The 11,119-nt window shown below is 72.9% G+C and carries 16 protein-coding genes; 5 read left to right on the top strand and 11 right to left on the bottom strand.

Going from position 1 to position 11,119, the window contains the following annotated elements; translation table 11 throughout:
- Window positions 1–3: 3 nt before the first annotated feature.
- Both ACIQVI_RS31295 and ACIQVI_RS31290 read right to left on the bottom strand, forming a co-directional pair.
- Window positions 4–228, bottom strand: a complete 225-nt coding sequence (locus ACIQVI_RS31295; protein WP_351971360.1) for an acyl carrier protein — start codon at window positions 226–228, stop codon at window positions 4–6.
- A gap of 230 nt (window positions 229–458) precedes the next feature.
- Window positions 459–614, bottom strand: coding sequence for a hypothetical protein (locus ACIQVI_RS31290; protein WP_403602012.1), 156 nt, complete (start codon window positions 612–614; stop codon window positions 459–461).
- Window positions 615–790: 176 nt separating this feature from the next.
- Here ACIQVI_RS31290 and ACIQVI_RS31285 point away from each other — a divergent pair, with 176 nt between their 5' ends.
- Together ACIQVI_RS31285 and ACIQVI_RS31280 are read left to right on the top strand one after the other, a co-directional pair.
- Entirely contained in the window at window positions 791–1,816 is a 1,026-nt protein-coding gene (locus ACIQVI_RS31285; RefSeq protein WP_403602009.1) for a helix-turn-helix domain-containing protein, read from the top strand.
- A 127-nt stretch (window positions 1,817–1,943) separates the two neighbouring features.
- Complete coding sequence (locus tag ACIQVI_RS31280; RefSeq protein WP_351971357.1) at window positions 1,944–2,372, top strand: SRPBCC family protein; 429 nt, start codon at window positions 1,944–1,946, stop codon at window positions 2,370–2,372.
- Between the two features lie 143 nt (window positions 2,373–2,515).
- On the opposite strand, the gene ACIQVI_RS31275 is transcribed toward ACIQVI_RS31280, so the two are convergent.
- Together ACIQVI_RS31275 and ACIQVI_RS31270 are read right to left on the bottom strand one after the other, a co-directional pair.
- Window positions 2,516–2,716 (bottom strand): cold-shock protein, encoded by a 201-nt coding sequence (locus tag ACIQVI_RS31275; RefSeq protein ID WP_121829160.1) that lies wholly within the window; start codon window positions 2,714–2,716, stop codon window positions 2,516–2,518.
- Between the two features lie 173 nt (window positions 2,717–2,889).
- Window positions 2,890–3,123, bottom strand: a complete 234-nt coding sequence (locus ACIQVI_RS31270; protein ID WP_403602005.1) for a DUF5133 domain-containing protein — start codon at window positions 3,121–3,123, stop codon at window positions 2,890–2,892.
- 272 nt (window positions 3,124–3,395) lie between these two features.
- Here ACIQVI_RS31270 and ACIQVI_RS31265 point away from each other — a divergent pair, with 272 nt between their 5' ends.
- Window positions 3,396–4,055 carry a DedA family protein gene (locus ACIQVI_RS31265; RefSeq protein WP_403602002.1) on the top strand — a complete coding sequence of 220 codons (660 nt, stop codon included), beginning with the start codon at window positions 3,396–3,398 and terminating at the stop codon, window positions 4,053–4,055.
- A gap of 111 nt (window positions 4,056–4,166) precedes the next feature.
- On the opposite strand, the gene ACIQVI_RS31260 is transcribed toward ACIQVI_RS31265, so the two are convergent.
- The 4 genes from ACIQVI_RS31260 to ACIQVI_RS31245 all read right to left on the bottom strand — a co-directional run bounded on the left by ACIQVI_RS31260 (window position 4,167) and on the right by ACIQVI_RS31245 (window position 8,378).
- On the bottom strand, window positions 4,167–6,035 hold the full coding sequence (locus ACIQVI_RS31260; protein ID WP_351971354.1) for a glycoside hydrolase family 18 chitinase: 1,869 nt from the start codon (window positions 6,033–6,035) through the stop codon (window positions 4,167–4,169).
- Between the two features lie 217 nt (window positions 6,036–6,252).
- A complete protein-coding gene (locus ACIQVI_RS31255; RefSeq protein WP_403601999.1) occupies window positions 6,253–7,074 on the bottom strand; it encodes a response regulator transcription factor in 822 nt (273 codons plus the stop codon).
- Between the two features lie 236 nt (window positions 7,075–7,310).
- Entirely contained in the window at window positions 7,311–7,637 is a 327-nt protein-coding gene (locus tag ACIQVI_RS31250) for a WhiB family transcriptional regulator (RefSeq protein WP_403601997.1), read from the bottom strand.
- A 141-nt stretch (window positions 7,638–7,778) separates the two neighbouring features.
- Window positions 7,779–8,378 carry a lytic transglycosylase domain-containing protein gene (locus ACIQVI_RS31245; protein WP_403601994.1) on the bottom strand — a complete coding sequence of 200 codons (600 nt, stop codon included), beginning with the start codon at window positions 8,376–8,378 and terminating at the stop codon, window positions 7,779–7,781.
- A gap of 149 nt (window positions 8,379–8,527) precedes the next feature.
- Between ACIQVI_RS31245 and ACIQVI_RS31240 the strand changes: the two genes are divergently transcribed.
- Window positions 8,528–9,085, top strand: a complete 558-nt coding sequence (locus tag ACIQVI_RS31240; RefSeq protein WP_403601991.1) for a TspO/MBR family protein — start codon at window positions 8,528–8,530, stop codon at window positions 9,083–9,085.
- Here ACIQVI_RS31240 and ACIQVI_RS31235 read toward each other — a convergent pair.
- Window positions 9,045–9,869, bottom strand: coding sequence for a class I SAM-dependent methyltransferase (locus tag ACIQVI_RS31235; protein WP_403601989.1), 825 nt, complete (start codon window positions 9,867–9,869; stop codon window positions 9,045–9,047). The two genes, ACIQVI_RS31240 and ACIQVI_RS31235, sit on opposite strands and share 41 nt — an antisense overlap.
- A 254-nt stretch (window positions 9,870–10,123) precedes the next feature.
- Between ACIQVI_RS31235 and ACIQVI_RS31230 the strand changes: the two genes are divergently transcribed.
- A complete protein-coding gene (locus ACIQVI_RS31230; RefSeq protein ID WP_351973545.1) occupies window positions 10,124–10,348 on the top strand; it encodes an EF-hand domain-containing protein in 225 nt (74 codons plus the stop codon).
- Between the two features lie 28 nt (window positions 10,349–10,376).
- Here ACIQVI_RS31230 and ACIQVI_RS31225 read toward each other — a convergent pair whose 3' ends face one another.
- Window positions 10,377–10,685: a hypothetical protein gene (locus tag ACIQVI_RS31225; RefSeq protein WP_121829170.1), complete on the bottom strand. Its 309-nt coding sequence runs from the start codon at window positions 10,683–10,685 to the stop codon at window positions 10,377–10,379.
- A gap of 118 nt (window positions 10,686–10,803) precedes the next feature.
- Complete coding sequence (locus ACIQVI_RS31220; protein ID WP_121829171.1) at window positions 10,804–11,097, bottom strand: hypothetical protein; 294 nt, start codon at window positions 11,095–11,097, stop codon at window positions 10,804–10,806.
- Window positions 11,098–11,119: the final 22 nt, after the last annotated feature.

The following is an 11,119-nucleotide window of genomic DNA, read 5'->3' as shown; positions in this document are numbered from 1 at the left end:
CGCCTAGTCCCGGGCCCGCGCGCCGCGTGCGGTGTTCACGGCGGCGGCGAGCGTGTCGGGCGTGGAGTCGAGCACGGCGAGGAAGTCGACCTCGACGCCCCACCGCTCCTCGATCCGGGCCACGATCACGACCGCGTGGAACGAGTCGCCGCCGTGGCCGATGAACGAGCCGTCGCCGGGCACGTCGGTGCCGAGCACCTCGTTGACCAGGGCGCGTATCTCGGCCACGTCGACGTGCTCTGCGAATGCGTCAAGCACAGACACCTGTGGTACTCCGAATTCTCTACGAAAGGTATAGGCATGGACATGCCACGATTGCTTTCATGTGTCGCCGCGTGAACGCGTGCGAAGCGACCATGAAGAGTGTGTGAAATCTCGACCCGAGAGCAGGGCGAGCCCTGGTGAATTCCTTTTTACCGGCGTACTCGCCGAACCCCGGCCCGGGGAGGGGAATTCGATTAGCTCCAGCCGGTGTCGTCCAGGCGCGGCGTGATCGAGCCGCTGGTCACGGACGTACCCTTGCTCAGGTCGGTCACCGTGGAGGCCAGAGTGACGGCGAGAACCGTCGCGATTCCGGCGACGAATATCGTGAACTTCTTACGCATGGTGCTCATGGTTGCCCCCCGCAACGAGACGAGTGAATTCCGGAAACCGGCTCGACGGCCGCTCCTTCACTCCTCAAGTTTCTTCATTCGGGGGGCTCGTGGTCCAGTCCGGAAGGCCGCATCATGATGCCCTACACCAAGATGCAGGGCAGGCAAGAGTGACTAACGCTCCAAAAGCGGACATCATGGCTCGGCTGGAAACCCTCAGGGCCGAGGACATCCAGGTTTACGGGTGGGCCGTGGACCACGGCACGCTGGTGGCCCCGGACGCCGCCGTCGGTCTCGGGCTCTCCCCGGAGAGGGTCGCGCGCGCGGTGGAACTGCTGTCCGCCGTACCGCTGATCAGACCCGTCGGCGGCGCGGCGGACGGGCCGCCCGGCGCGTGGAGGCCGATGGACCCGCAGGTGGCCAGTGCGGAGGTGGCGGCCGCCGAGTCCCGCTTCCGGCGGGGCCTGGCCGGAATCTTCACCCTCTGGGACACCGTCGACTCGCTCAACGCGCTGTACGCCTCCGGGGCCCGCGACGGCATCCGCACGGTGCCGCTGGAACTGGTGGAGTCCCTGGGCGAGGTCATCGAGCTCCTGGAGGAGGCCAGCAGCGGCTGCCGGCTGGAGGTGATGACCTCCCAGCCCGGCGGCGGCCGGCCGGCGGCCGAACTGGAGCAGTCGATCGTCCGCGACCTGGCGATGATCGAGCGCGGCATCCGGATGCGGACGCTCTACCAGCACACCGCGCGCCACCACGCGCCCACCCAGGCGTACGTGGAGCGCGCCACGGCGGCCGGTGCCCAGGTGCGGACGCTCACCGAGCTGTTCGGGCGGATGATCGCCTTCGACCGCCAGGTGGTGTTCCTGCCCCACGCGCAGGTGAAGGGGGGAGCCGCGGTGATCCGCGATCCCTCCACCGTGGCGTTCCTGTGCGCGGCCTTCGACCGCAACTGGCAGATGGGCAGCCCCTACAGCCCGGCCCTGCCCGACGGGGAGGTCCGCGAGGACATCAAACTGGCCATCCTCACCATGCTCAGCCAGGGCCTGCGGGACGAGACGATCGCCCGCCGGCTCGGCGTCTCCCTGCGCACCTGCCGCAAGTACATCGCCGACCTCTTCGACCTGCTGGGCGCCGAGAGCCGCTTCCAGGCGGGCTATCTGACCCGGGCCGGGAACCTCCTGGAGAACACCGGGGACACGCCGCCGGGCGGCATCGGCGGGTGACGGACCGGTGGTGGCGATCGGCCGTCGCCCTCCGCGCGGAGGGAAGCCGGGAGCACGGACGGTGAAACGCGTCTTCGGGGGTACGGGCGGAGAAACCCGTCCTTTCCCACAGGAGGAGGAGACGTCCGTGGCGTCCTCGTTGCTGGAAGCGATCGACATCAAGGCACCGGTGGCCGTGAGCTGGTCCCTCTGGGCCGACGTCGAGCGCTGGCCCACGTTCCTGAGCCACGTCAAGCGCGTCGACCGGATCGACGCCGGAACGTTCGCCTGGCAGGTCTCCCTGCCGGGCGCCGACAAGGCCTTCGTGGCCGAACTGACCGAGGTGGTCCCGGAGAAGCGGATCGCCTGGCGGACGACGGAGGGGGTCCACCACGCGGGGGTCGTCACCTTCCACCGGCTCGGCGACACGGAGAGCCGGGTGACGCTCCAGGTCGAGTACGAGCCGAAGGGCTTCGTCGAGCACCTGGGTGCCGTGACGAACCTCGACGCGACCCTGGCCAACTACGACCTGGGCGAGTTCCGGCGGATGGCCGAACACGAGGCCGGCCACCGCTGAGGGCGGCCGAGGGCGGGGGCGGTCACGGCCGGGGGCGGTCGCCTCACGCGCGGGAGGGGCCCGGCGAAACCGGACCCCTCCCCCGTACACCGGCGGGCACCGCCCCGTGGGGCGCCCCGCCGGTTCCTCGCGGCCGGTGCTCGTCAGCCGCGGACGATGTTCTCGGCCTGGGGCCCCTTCTGGCCCTGCGTCACGTCGAAGGTGACCACCTCGCCCTCCACCAGCTCCCGGTAGCCGTTGCCGGAGATGTTGGAGTAGTGGGCGAAGACGTCCGGGCCGCCGTCCTGGGCGATGAAACCGAAGCCCTTCTCGGCGTTGAACCACTTCACGGTACCGCTGGCCATGCTGCATCCTTCGATCGCGCCGGGACTCCCGGCCGGGGTGAAAAGAACGGTGCCGCCCACCGGGGGAAGGCACCCGTCACCGCCCTACCCCGATCTTGGCCCCGTCAATCGATCTTGCGCCCTTCGGGTAACGGAAAAGCCGCCCACCGGCCGGCGACGGGGCCGAGGACGTCTCAGGCGGCCAGCTTCGGTGCCGTCCGGACGCCCCGCGCGCGGGCGGCCGCGAGCAGGGCGTCGGCGGCCGCCAGGGCGTCCTCGACGCGGGTCGTGCCGGTGGCCGCGCACAGGGCGCGGGAGATGTCTTCCAGCGGCTGCCCGTCCCTCTTCTCGCCACGCGCCTCGGCGATGCGCAGGTCCGCGTAACGGGTGAGCAGGGAACGGAGGGTGCGGGGGTCGGGAGTCAGCACGGGCCGGCCTTTCACGGTCCAACAAGTGGTGTCCGTCTTCCCCGGACGCGCCCGGCCATGCCCCCTCCGGACAGGAATCCCGTGGTGCCCGGGCCGGGCCGCGCGGGCTGTCGTCGTCGATTCCGGATCCGCGCGTGGGGATCGCGGCGGAGCGGGTAGCAGGGAAGGCACTCCCGGGCCTCGGACCGTCACCGGTCCGTGCGGGCCCGCCGCGGCGGTGGCGGGGCGCGGCCCCGGGTGACCGATCGGCCCGGCGGCTTGGAGAGACCACCATGCACCTCACGTACTCGGCTGCGCAGCGGCCCTCCGGCGGTCTCGCGGGCTGGGCGATCGGCCTCGTCGAGACCCTGGGCGGTCCCGGGGCCGGTCTGGCCGTCGCGCTGGAGAACCTCTTCCCGCCCCTGCCGAGCGAGGTGATCCTGCCGCTGACCGGGTTCGCGGCCGGGCAGGGCGTCCTCACGCTGTTCTCGGCGCTGTTCTGGACCACGCTCGGCTCGGTCGTGGGGGCCCTGGTCCTCTACTGGCTCGGGGCGCTGCTCGGCCGGGAGCGCGTGCACGCCCTCTGGGCGAGGCTGCCGCTGGTGAAGTCCTCCGACCTGGAGCGTACGGAGGAGTGGTTCGCCCGGCACGGCACCAAGGCGGTCTTCCTCGGCCGCATGGTGCCCGTCATCCGCAGCCTCGTCTCCGCCCCGGCGGGGGTGGAGCGCATGTCGCTGCCCCTGTTCGTCGCGCTGACCGCGCTCGGCAGCCTGATCTGGAACGCCGCCCTGATCCTGGCCGGTTACTGGCTGGGGGACCAGTGGGACGTGGTGGGGAGGTACGTCGGCTTCGTCTCCAAGGCCGTCCTGGTCCTGGGCGCCCTCGCCCTCGTGGTCTACGTGACCGTACGGGTGCGCGGCCGCGACCGGGACGGCGGGCGGCGCACCCCCTGACCCGGGCCCCGGGGAGGCGGCCTGGACGGAAAACGGTCCCGCCCGCCCCCTTCCGGGGGCGGGCGGGACCTCTTCGGTGGTGCGGTGCGGCGCGAAGGCGGCCGCCGGGCCCTACTTCAGGCCGTTGCTGATCGCGTTCACCAGTTCGCCGTCGACGGTGTCGCCGTTGAACTCCCAGAAGAACGCGCCGCCCAGGCCCTGACCCTTGGCCCAGGACATCTTGGTCGCGACCGTGGCCGGGGTGTCGTAGCTCCACCAGTCGGTGCCGCAGTGGGCGTAGGCCGTGCCGGCGATGGTGCCGGTGGCCGGGCAGGTGGTCTTGAGGACCTTGTAGTACTGGTTGCCCGGCTCGACGCCGGCCGCCGGGCCGGTGGCCGTGCCGCCGGGGGCGGACTGGGTGACGCCGGTCCAGCCGCGTCCGTAGAAGCCGATGCCGAGCAGCAGCTTGGAGGCGGGGACGCCCTTGGCCTTCAGCTTGGCGATCGCGTCCGCCGAGTTGAAGCCCTGGGCGGGGATGCCGGGGTACGAGGTCAGCGGGGAGTGCGGGGCGGTCGGGCCCTGCGCGGCCCAGGTGCCGAAGTAGTCGTAGGTCATCACGTCGTACCAGTTGATGTACTGGGCGGCGCCGCCGTAGTCGGCCGCGTCGATCTTGCCGCCGCTGGAGCCGTCGGCGGTGATGGCCGCGGTGATCAGGTTGTTGGCGCCGAACTTGGCGCGCATGGCCTGCATCATGTTCTTGATCGAGGCCGGGCCGCTGGTGTCACAGGTCAGACCGCAGGCGTTGGGGTACTCCCAGTCCAGGTCGATGCCGTCGAAGACGTCGGCCCAGCGCGGGTCCTCGACCAGGTCGTAGCAGGACTGGGCGAAGGCGGTCGGGTTCTGCACGGCCTGGCCGAAGCCGCCGGACCAGGTCCAGCCGCCGAACGACCACAGGACCTTGATGTGCGGGTACTGCGCCTTCAGCTTGCGCAGCTGGTTGAAGTGGCCGCGCAGCGGCTGGTCCCACACGTCGGCCTTGCCGTCCACCGACTGGTCGGCGGTGAAGGACTTCTCGTAGTCGGCGTAGGCGTCGCCGACGGTGCACTTGCCGTTCTGCACGTTGCCGAAGGCGTAGTTGATGTGGGTGATCTTCGACGCGGAGCCGGAGGTCACCAGGTTCTTCACCGTGTAGGGGCCCCAGTTGGTGAAGTAGCCCAGGTTGATCTTCCCGTTGCCGCCGGGGTTCTCGCCGCCGCCACCGCCGCCGGTGGTGCGGACCGGCGTGGCGGCGGAGGCCGGGCCGGTCTGGTCGGCGGTGTCGCGGGCGACGACCGTGTAGCTGTAGTCGGTGCCGGCGGTCAGGCCGGTGTTGGTGTACGTGGTGCCGGTGACCGTGGCGACGGTGGCGCCGTCGCGCTTGACGTCGTAGTTCTTGACGCCCTTGTCGTCGGTGGCGGCCGCCCAGGTGAGCTTCACCGAGGTGTCGGTGATGTCGCTGGCGGTGGGCTTGCCGGGGGCGGAGGGGGCGTTGTCACCGGGGTTGGTGGTACCGCCGTCGCAGGAGGCGCCGTTGAGCTTGCAGCCGGAGGGGGCGCCGGTGCCGGTGCCGTTGAACCCGAAGGAGATGGAGGCGCCGGGGGCGAGGGTGCCGTTCCAGCCCAGGTTCTTCGCGGTCCAGTGGTTCACGGAGTTGGTGACGGTGGCGTCCCACGCGGAGGTGACCTTGGTGCCGGTGGGGAAGTCCCACTCGACGGTCCAGGAGGAGAGCGTGGTGGTGCCGGTGTTCTTCACCGTCCACTGGCCCTCGAAGCCGGAGCCCCAGTCGGACTTCTTGGTGTAGGTCGCGGTGGCGGAGGCGGCCGCCTCCGCGGGGGCCGCGAGTCCGACCATGGCGGCCAGGGGAAGGACCAGCGCGGTGACGCCGGCGACGGCCCTGGCCCGGCCGGACCGGGTGACGCTCCGCGGCGACCGGAGTCGGCGGCGGGGTGTTTCGGTGCTCAACGATGCTCCTCGGATGGGATCCGGTGCGCGGGGGACGATCCGTGACCCGCACGCCCTGCATGGCCCTGAGTACGTGGTGCCCTGCCCTGCGATCACCGCAGTGCGTTGCGGCGACATTAAGAAGGTCTGGACCAATCGTCAAGAGGTCTGGACCAGTTTTCCGATCGGCGGGCAATCCCAAGTGCCCCGCGTGAGGAGCGGTTTGAACGGTGGCGGGTCACCGGTCCCGGAAGGGCCGGGCGCCCGGCTCCCGGGGGCCGCCGACCTCGGCGAGCAGACCGGCGCGCTGGGCGCGCAGCACCGCGTCGAGCCGGTCGGCGGCTCCCAGCTTGCGGTAGAGGGCCTGCAGGTGCTTGTGCACGGTGCGCGGCGAGATGCCGAGGCGGCGCGCCATCGAGTCGGCCGACAGGCCGGCGGCGAGCAGGTGCAGGACGGTCAGCTCGCGGGGGGTCGGCGGCTCGACCGGCGACCGGTCGGCCCGTCCCCCGTGGTCGCCGCCCGACGCCTCCCGCAGCGCGTTCAGGAGGGACCGGTGGTTCGCCGCCGCCTTGAGCAGCGGCTGTACGCGCGCGGCGTACCGCACGTCGTGGACGGAGAAGTCCCCGCCCGGGCGGTGCACCATGAACCCGCTGACGTGCGGGCCCGTGCCGGGGAACGGTATGCCGAGCGTGTGCCGCGTCCCGAAGGCCCGGTGGAGGGCGTCGGCCGTCGCGCTGTGCCGCCAGACGCGCCCTCCCGCGAGGCGCGCGGCGCTCTGCGGGATCCGCTCCCCGTGCCCTTCGTAGTACCCGGCGAAGGGGTAGCCCTCCCGGATGCGGCGCCGGACCGACTCGTCGAGGGGGCCTTCCGTCTCCGTCCCGTACGACCGGAGTTCGACGCGGCCCCGCTCCCGCGTCCAGGGCTCCTCCTTGACCACGACCAGCGTCGCGTCGAGCGCCGTGAGCAGCTCCTCGGTGAGCAGGGACCAGACGCGCTCCGGGTCGTCGGCGTCCATCACCCCGACCGCCAGGTCCAGCATCCGCGCGTACCGATCCCTCATGGCCTCTTCTCCCGGAGCCCCGGCGAACCGTGCCGGTCCACGGTAACGGGCCGCTGTCCATACGTACTTCTCCCCATGGCCCGGCCGCCGGGCCCGGGCCATGATCGGTCACCGGCGCACCGCGCCACCGCGCTGGACGGGGCTGAGCACGGTGGGCGGGAGCCGACGGACCGGTCGCGCGCCTGCTCCGCCGAGCAGGACGCGAACGGCCGCGCTCGCGCCCTCCGTACCGGTGGTCAGCGGGCCGCGCGCAGGGGCGGGGCGTCCGTGCGGCGCGCCCGTCGTTCGTGCTCCGCCCGTGCCGCGTCCAGCAGACGCCGCCAGGACGTCACGGCGGGGCGCCGGCGCAGCAGGGCACGCCGCTCCCGGTCGGTCATACCGCCCCACACGCCGTGCTCGATGCGCCGGTCGAGGGCGTGGGCCAGGCATTCGGTCCGCACGGGGCAGGCCGAGCAGAGCGCCTTGGCCTGCTTCTGGGCGGCGCCGTCGGCGAAGAGCTCGTCGGGGTCCGCCGTCCGGCACACCGCTCGCCCGCTCCAGCTCTCCCGGTCGTGTCCGTCCATCCCGTCCCCGCCCTCTCCCTGTTCGGCACGCCTCGCGGCACCGTCCGTATGACCGGTGCGGGGACATCGATGCGGACGAATCGCGCCGGGGCCTCCGGGTCGCGGGACAGAACACGGCGGAGCCCGCCTACGGCCCCGGGGTCAGCCGGTGGCGCTGTCGTACGGCTCGTGGTGGTCCGCCAGGATCTCGGCCGCCCTGGTCCGGTGGTCGCGGAAGCGGCGCAGGTACGAGCGGGCCATGGGGCCGGGCGGGACGCCCCGGGCGAAGAGGCGCATGTTGCGCGCGCCCGTGTTGTAGCCGAGGGCGAGCAGTTCGTCGCGGGTGTAGCGGCGCGCGTGGCGCTCCGGAAGGCTCCGGTCGAGGTCCTTCAGGTGCAGGGCGGCCGCGTGGACGGCGAAGGCGGGGTCGTCGCGGAGGTCCTGCCACCGCTCGGCCAGGCCGTGCGTCCGGCGGACCTGTTCGAAGGCCGCGCGGTGCATGTTGGCGAGGCCGAAGGACGCCCCGGGCTTCCACCACTGCCAGAGCCGTTCCAGCAGCGGGTGGTGCGGCTTGTACGCCTCGTTGTGGAGCACGGTCATCACCAGCAGGGGCGAGACGCCCGTCTCCTCCGCGCTGCGCAGGACGCACGCGGCGTAGGCGGCCGGATCGTAACCGCCCGGCCGCAGCGGCGGTGTCGGGACGTCGCCGCGATCCACCGGCCTCAGCCGTCGTTCCCGTCCCGGCACGGTCCGTCCGGTCATACGCGCTCTCCCTCGTTCCCTGTTCCGTCCTCGGCCGCGCCCGGGAGACCGGGCGACATGCCGTCACGGGGTTCACGTGCCCTCCGGATCCGCGCCCATTCCCGCACGCGGGGGCGTCGGGAGGGGAGAACGCGGGCACACGCCACGGTGTGAGGATCACCGGTGAGAAGACGAAGCCCGCCGTCGGCGGATGGAAGCCCTACGCGGCCTCGGCCGTGGCGGTCGCCGCGACCGCCGTGGTCGGCGCCCGCGCCGTGGACGCGGACGGCCCGTGGTACGCGTCGCTCGACAAGCCGCCGTGGCAGCCGCCGCCCTGGGCGTTCGGGGCCGTCTGGACCCCCTTGTACGTGTCGCTCGCCTGGGCCGGCGGACGGGGGCTCGCCCGGGCGCGCGGCGCGCGGCGCACCGCGCTGGCCGCCTCCCTGGGGGCGGACCTGGTGCTGAACGCGGCCTGGAACCACCTGTTCTTCCGCAGGCGCAGCCCGTGGGCGGGGGTGGTCGGCACCGTGCTCCTGGACGTCGGCAACGTCCGGCTCCTCCGGAGGACGTACGCCGTGGACCGCACCGCCGGCCGCGCGCTCCTCCCCTACGCGGCCTGGTGCCTGTTCGCCACCGCCTTGAACCTGTCCCTCGCACGGCGCAACCCCTCCCCCGGGCCGGGAGGCGTCAGCGCGGCGTCTCCGGGGGCCTTCTCCCCCAGGCGGTGAGCATCCCGGCCGAGAGCGCGGCGCAGTCGCCGGAGTCCAGGTACCGGACCGCCGCGTCGACGGCCTCGTCGTCGACCAGGCCAGTGGCGGTCATGGCCGCCCTGCTCCGCTCCCAGGTGTCGGCCCAGAAACGGCAGAGGGGGCTGCCGGGCAGCAGCGGCGGCACGTGGATCTCGGCCGCGACGGCTTCGAGCCCCGCCTCCCGCAGCAGGTGCGGGTAGGACGGCACCCAGGAGACGTCGGTGCCGATGGTGTCCCGCAGGCCCTGCCACATCGCCCGCATGGCCGTGGTGTACGGCGTACGGGGTGCCCGGTCGCTCGTCAGGTCCACGGCGTCGGCCAGCACCAGCACTCCCCCGGGTTCCAGCAGCTCGGCCAGCTTCCCGATCAGCCGGTCGTGCCCGGGCAGGTGCATCAGGACGAAGCGCGCGTGGACGAGCCGGAACCGGCCGGGGGCGAAGTCCGGGGCGGTGACGTCGGCCTCCAGGAGGTCGAGCCCGGGCGCGGGACGTTCCGCGAGGAACCGTACGTCACGGTCCACGGCGAGCACGCTCGTCACCCCGGCCTCGTCCAGCAGCCGCCGGGCGATCGTGCCCGTGCCGGCGCCCACGTCGAGGCAGCGCCACCCCGGGCCCGCTCCCAACGCCCGCAGCCGGTGCACGGTGAGGTCGTCGTAGGCGAGCGCGCCGTGGTCGATGCGCGCGTCCTCGCCGGTCCGGTCGGGCCGGAAGGCGGCTTCGCCGTAGCGGCCGCCCCCGGGCTCTCCCTCCGGCACGGCGGTCACGCCGTCGCCTCCCCGGCGCAGGGGAGGCCTCCTTGCCGGTCGGGTTCCGACCGATCGGGCCGGTCCATGGCAGCTCCTTCTCACGCGCCGGGGGAGCGCCGGCCGGGCCGTCGCGGGCCGTCGCCCCGCCATCGTCCACCGCCCTGGTCCCGTCCGGCCGAGGCGCGCCGTGCCGGGCCGTTTGCGCACCCGGAGGGCGGGCAGGCGGACGGTCCCTCCCCGGCGGAGGTCCGGGGACGACGAGGGGGTGTCACATGGTCGAGGCGAACGCGCCGGACGGGACCAGGGCGGTGTTCGGGGAGTTCGACACCGACGACGACTGGCTGCTCGACGTCCACGAGTTCGGCGGTGCCGTGAAACGGCTGACGGGGCGGGACCTCGACGCCGACGCGTTGCGGCGGCTCTTCCGCAGGGCGGACGTCGACGGCGACGGCCTGGTCTCCCTCCCCGAGTTCGAGGGAAGCCTGAAGGAGTTGTGACCCGCCGGGAAGGGCGGGCCGGTGCGGATCAGAGGTCGCTGTCGATGCCGGTGACGGTCGGCGGCCCGAGAGGGGCGTCGGCCTCCGCGACTCCCGCCTTCCCCAGCGCCCGCGAGACGATCCGGACGGCGTCCAGCTCGGCCTCGTAGCGGTCCGGGGCCTCCACTTCGAGACGGATCGAGAAGGTGCCCCCCTCGTTCAGCGTGAGGAGGTCCAGGCCCTCGCTCTCGCTCACGTCGGTGTGCTGGGGGGACAGCTCCCTTTCGAGGGCCGAACGGGCCGAGTCGCTGATGCCCGAGGTGAACGTACCGGGGACGGTGATGACGAACGTGGTCATGGCTGCTCCTCAACGGGACCCGGCCCGACCGTCGGGCCGGGTCCTCCTCATTCTCCTGACGAAGCCGTACCGGAGGGTTCCCGCGACATGCCGGGGAACGGCTCCGCGCGGGCCGGCCTCAGGCGTTCGCGTGACGGGGGGCGGACGCCCGTCGCGGTGCGGCGTGGTGCGCCGGACGGTGTCCGGCGGCGGCCCGCAGGCCGCGCAGCCACAGGGCGACGGTGCCCAGCAGGGCGACGAAGACCGCCAGCAGGGCCACGGAGACCCACATCTGCCGGGACCCGGGGTGCGTCCACGCCGTCCAGGTCGCCGCGACGGCCCACAGCAGGGCGGCCGCCGCGTAGAAGGTGCGGATCCGGCGCAACTGACGCGTGGCCCGCAAGGGGGTGAGGTGATCGGTCTTCGCTGCCATGCGGCCCCGTGTACCCCGTGCC

It is taken from the genome of Streptomyces sp. NPDC098101, from assembly GCF_044760185.1.
Taxonomy (GTDB): Bacteria; Actinomycetota; Actinomycetes; order Streptomycetales; family Streptomycetaceae; genus Streptomyces.
This window is presented reverse-complemented; position numbering and strand designations above follow the sequence as displayed.

Bases quoted from the DNA above. Each gene is read 5' to 3' on its own strand.
- ACIQVI_RS31290 (WP_403602012.1), bottom strand. From the start codon at position 614: ATGAGCACCATGCGTAAGAAGTTCACGATATTCGTCGCCGGAATCGCG.
- ACIQVI_RS31285 (WP_403602009.1), top strand. From the start codon at position 791: ATGGCTCGGCTGGAAACCCTCAGGGCCGAGGACATCCAGGTTTACGGG.
- ACIQVI_RS31275 (WP_121829160.1), bottom strand. From the start codon at position 2,716: ATGGCCAGCGGTACCGTGAAGTGGTTCAACGCCGAGAAGGGCTTCGGT.
- ACIQVI_RS31265 (WP_403602002.1), top strand. From the start codon at position 3,396: ATGCACCTCACGTACTCGGCTGCGCAGCGGCCCTCCGGCGGTCTCGCG.
- ACIQVI_RS31255 (WP_403601999.1), bottom strand. From the start codon at position 7,074: ATGAGGGATCGGTACGCGCGGATGCTGGACCTGGCGGTCGGGGTGATG.
- ACIQVI_RS31250 (WP_403601997.1), bottom strand. From the start codon at position 7,637: ATGGACGGACACGACCGGGAGAGCTGGAGCGGGCGAGCGGTGTGCCGG.
- ACIQVI_RS31245 (WP_403601994.1), bottom strand. From the start codon at position 8,378: ATGACCGGACGGACCGTGCCGGGACGGGAACGACGGCTGAGGCCGGTG.
- ACIQVI_RS31230 (WP_351973545.1), top strand. From the start codon at position 10,124: ATGGTCGAGGCGAACGCGCCGGACGGGACCAGGGCGGTGTTCGGGGAG.
- ACIQVI_RS31225 (WP_121829170.1), bottom strand. From the start codon at position 10,685: ATGACCACGTTCGTCATCACCGTCCCCGGTACGTTCACCTCGGGCATC.
- ACIQVI_RS31220 (WP_121829171.1), bottom strand. From the start codon at position 11,097: ATGGCAGCGAAGACCGATCACCTCACCCCCTTGCGGGCCACGCGTCAG.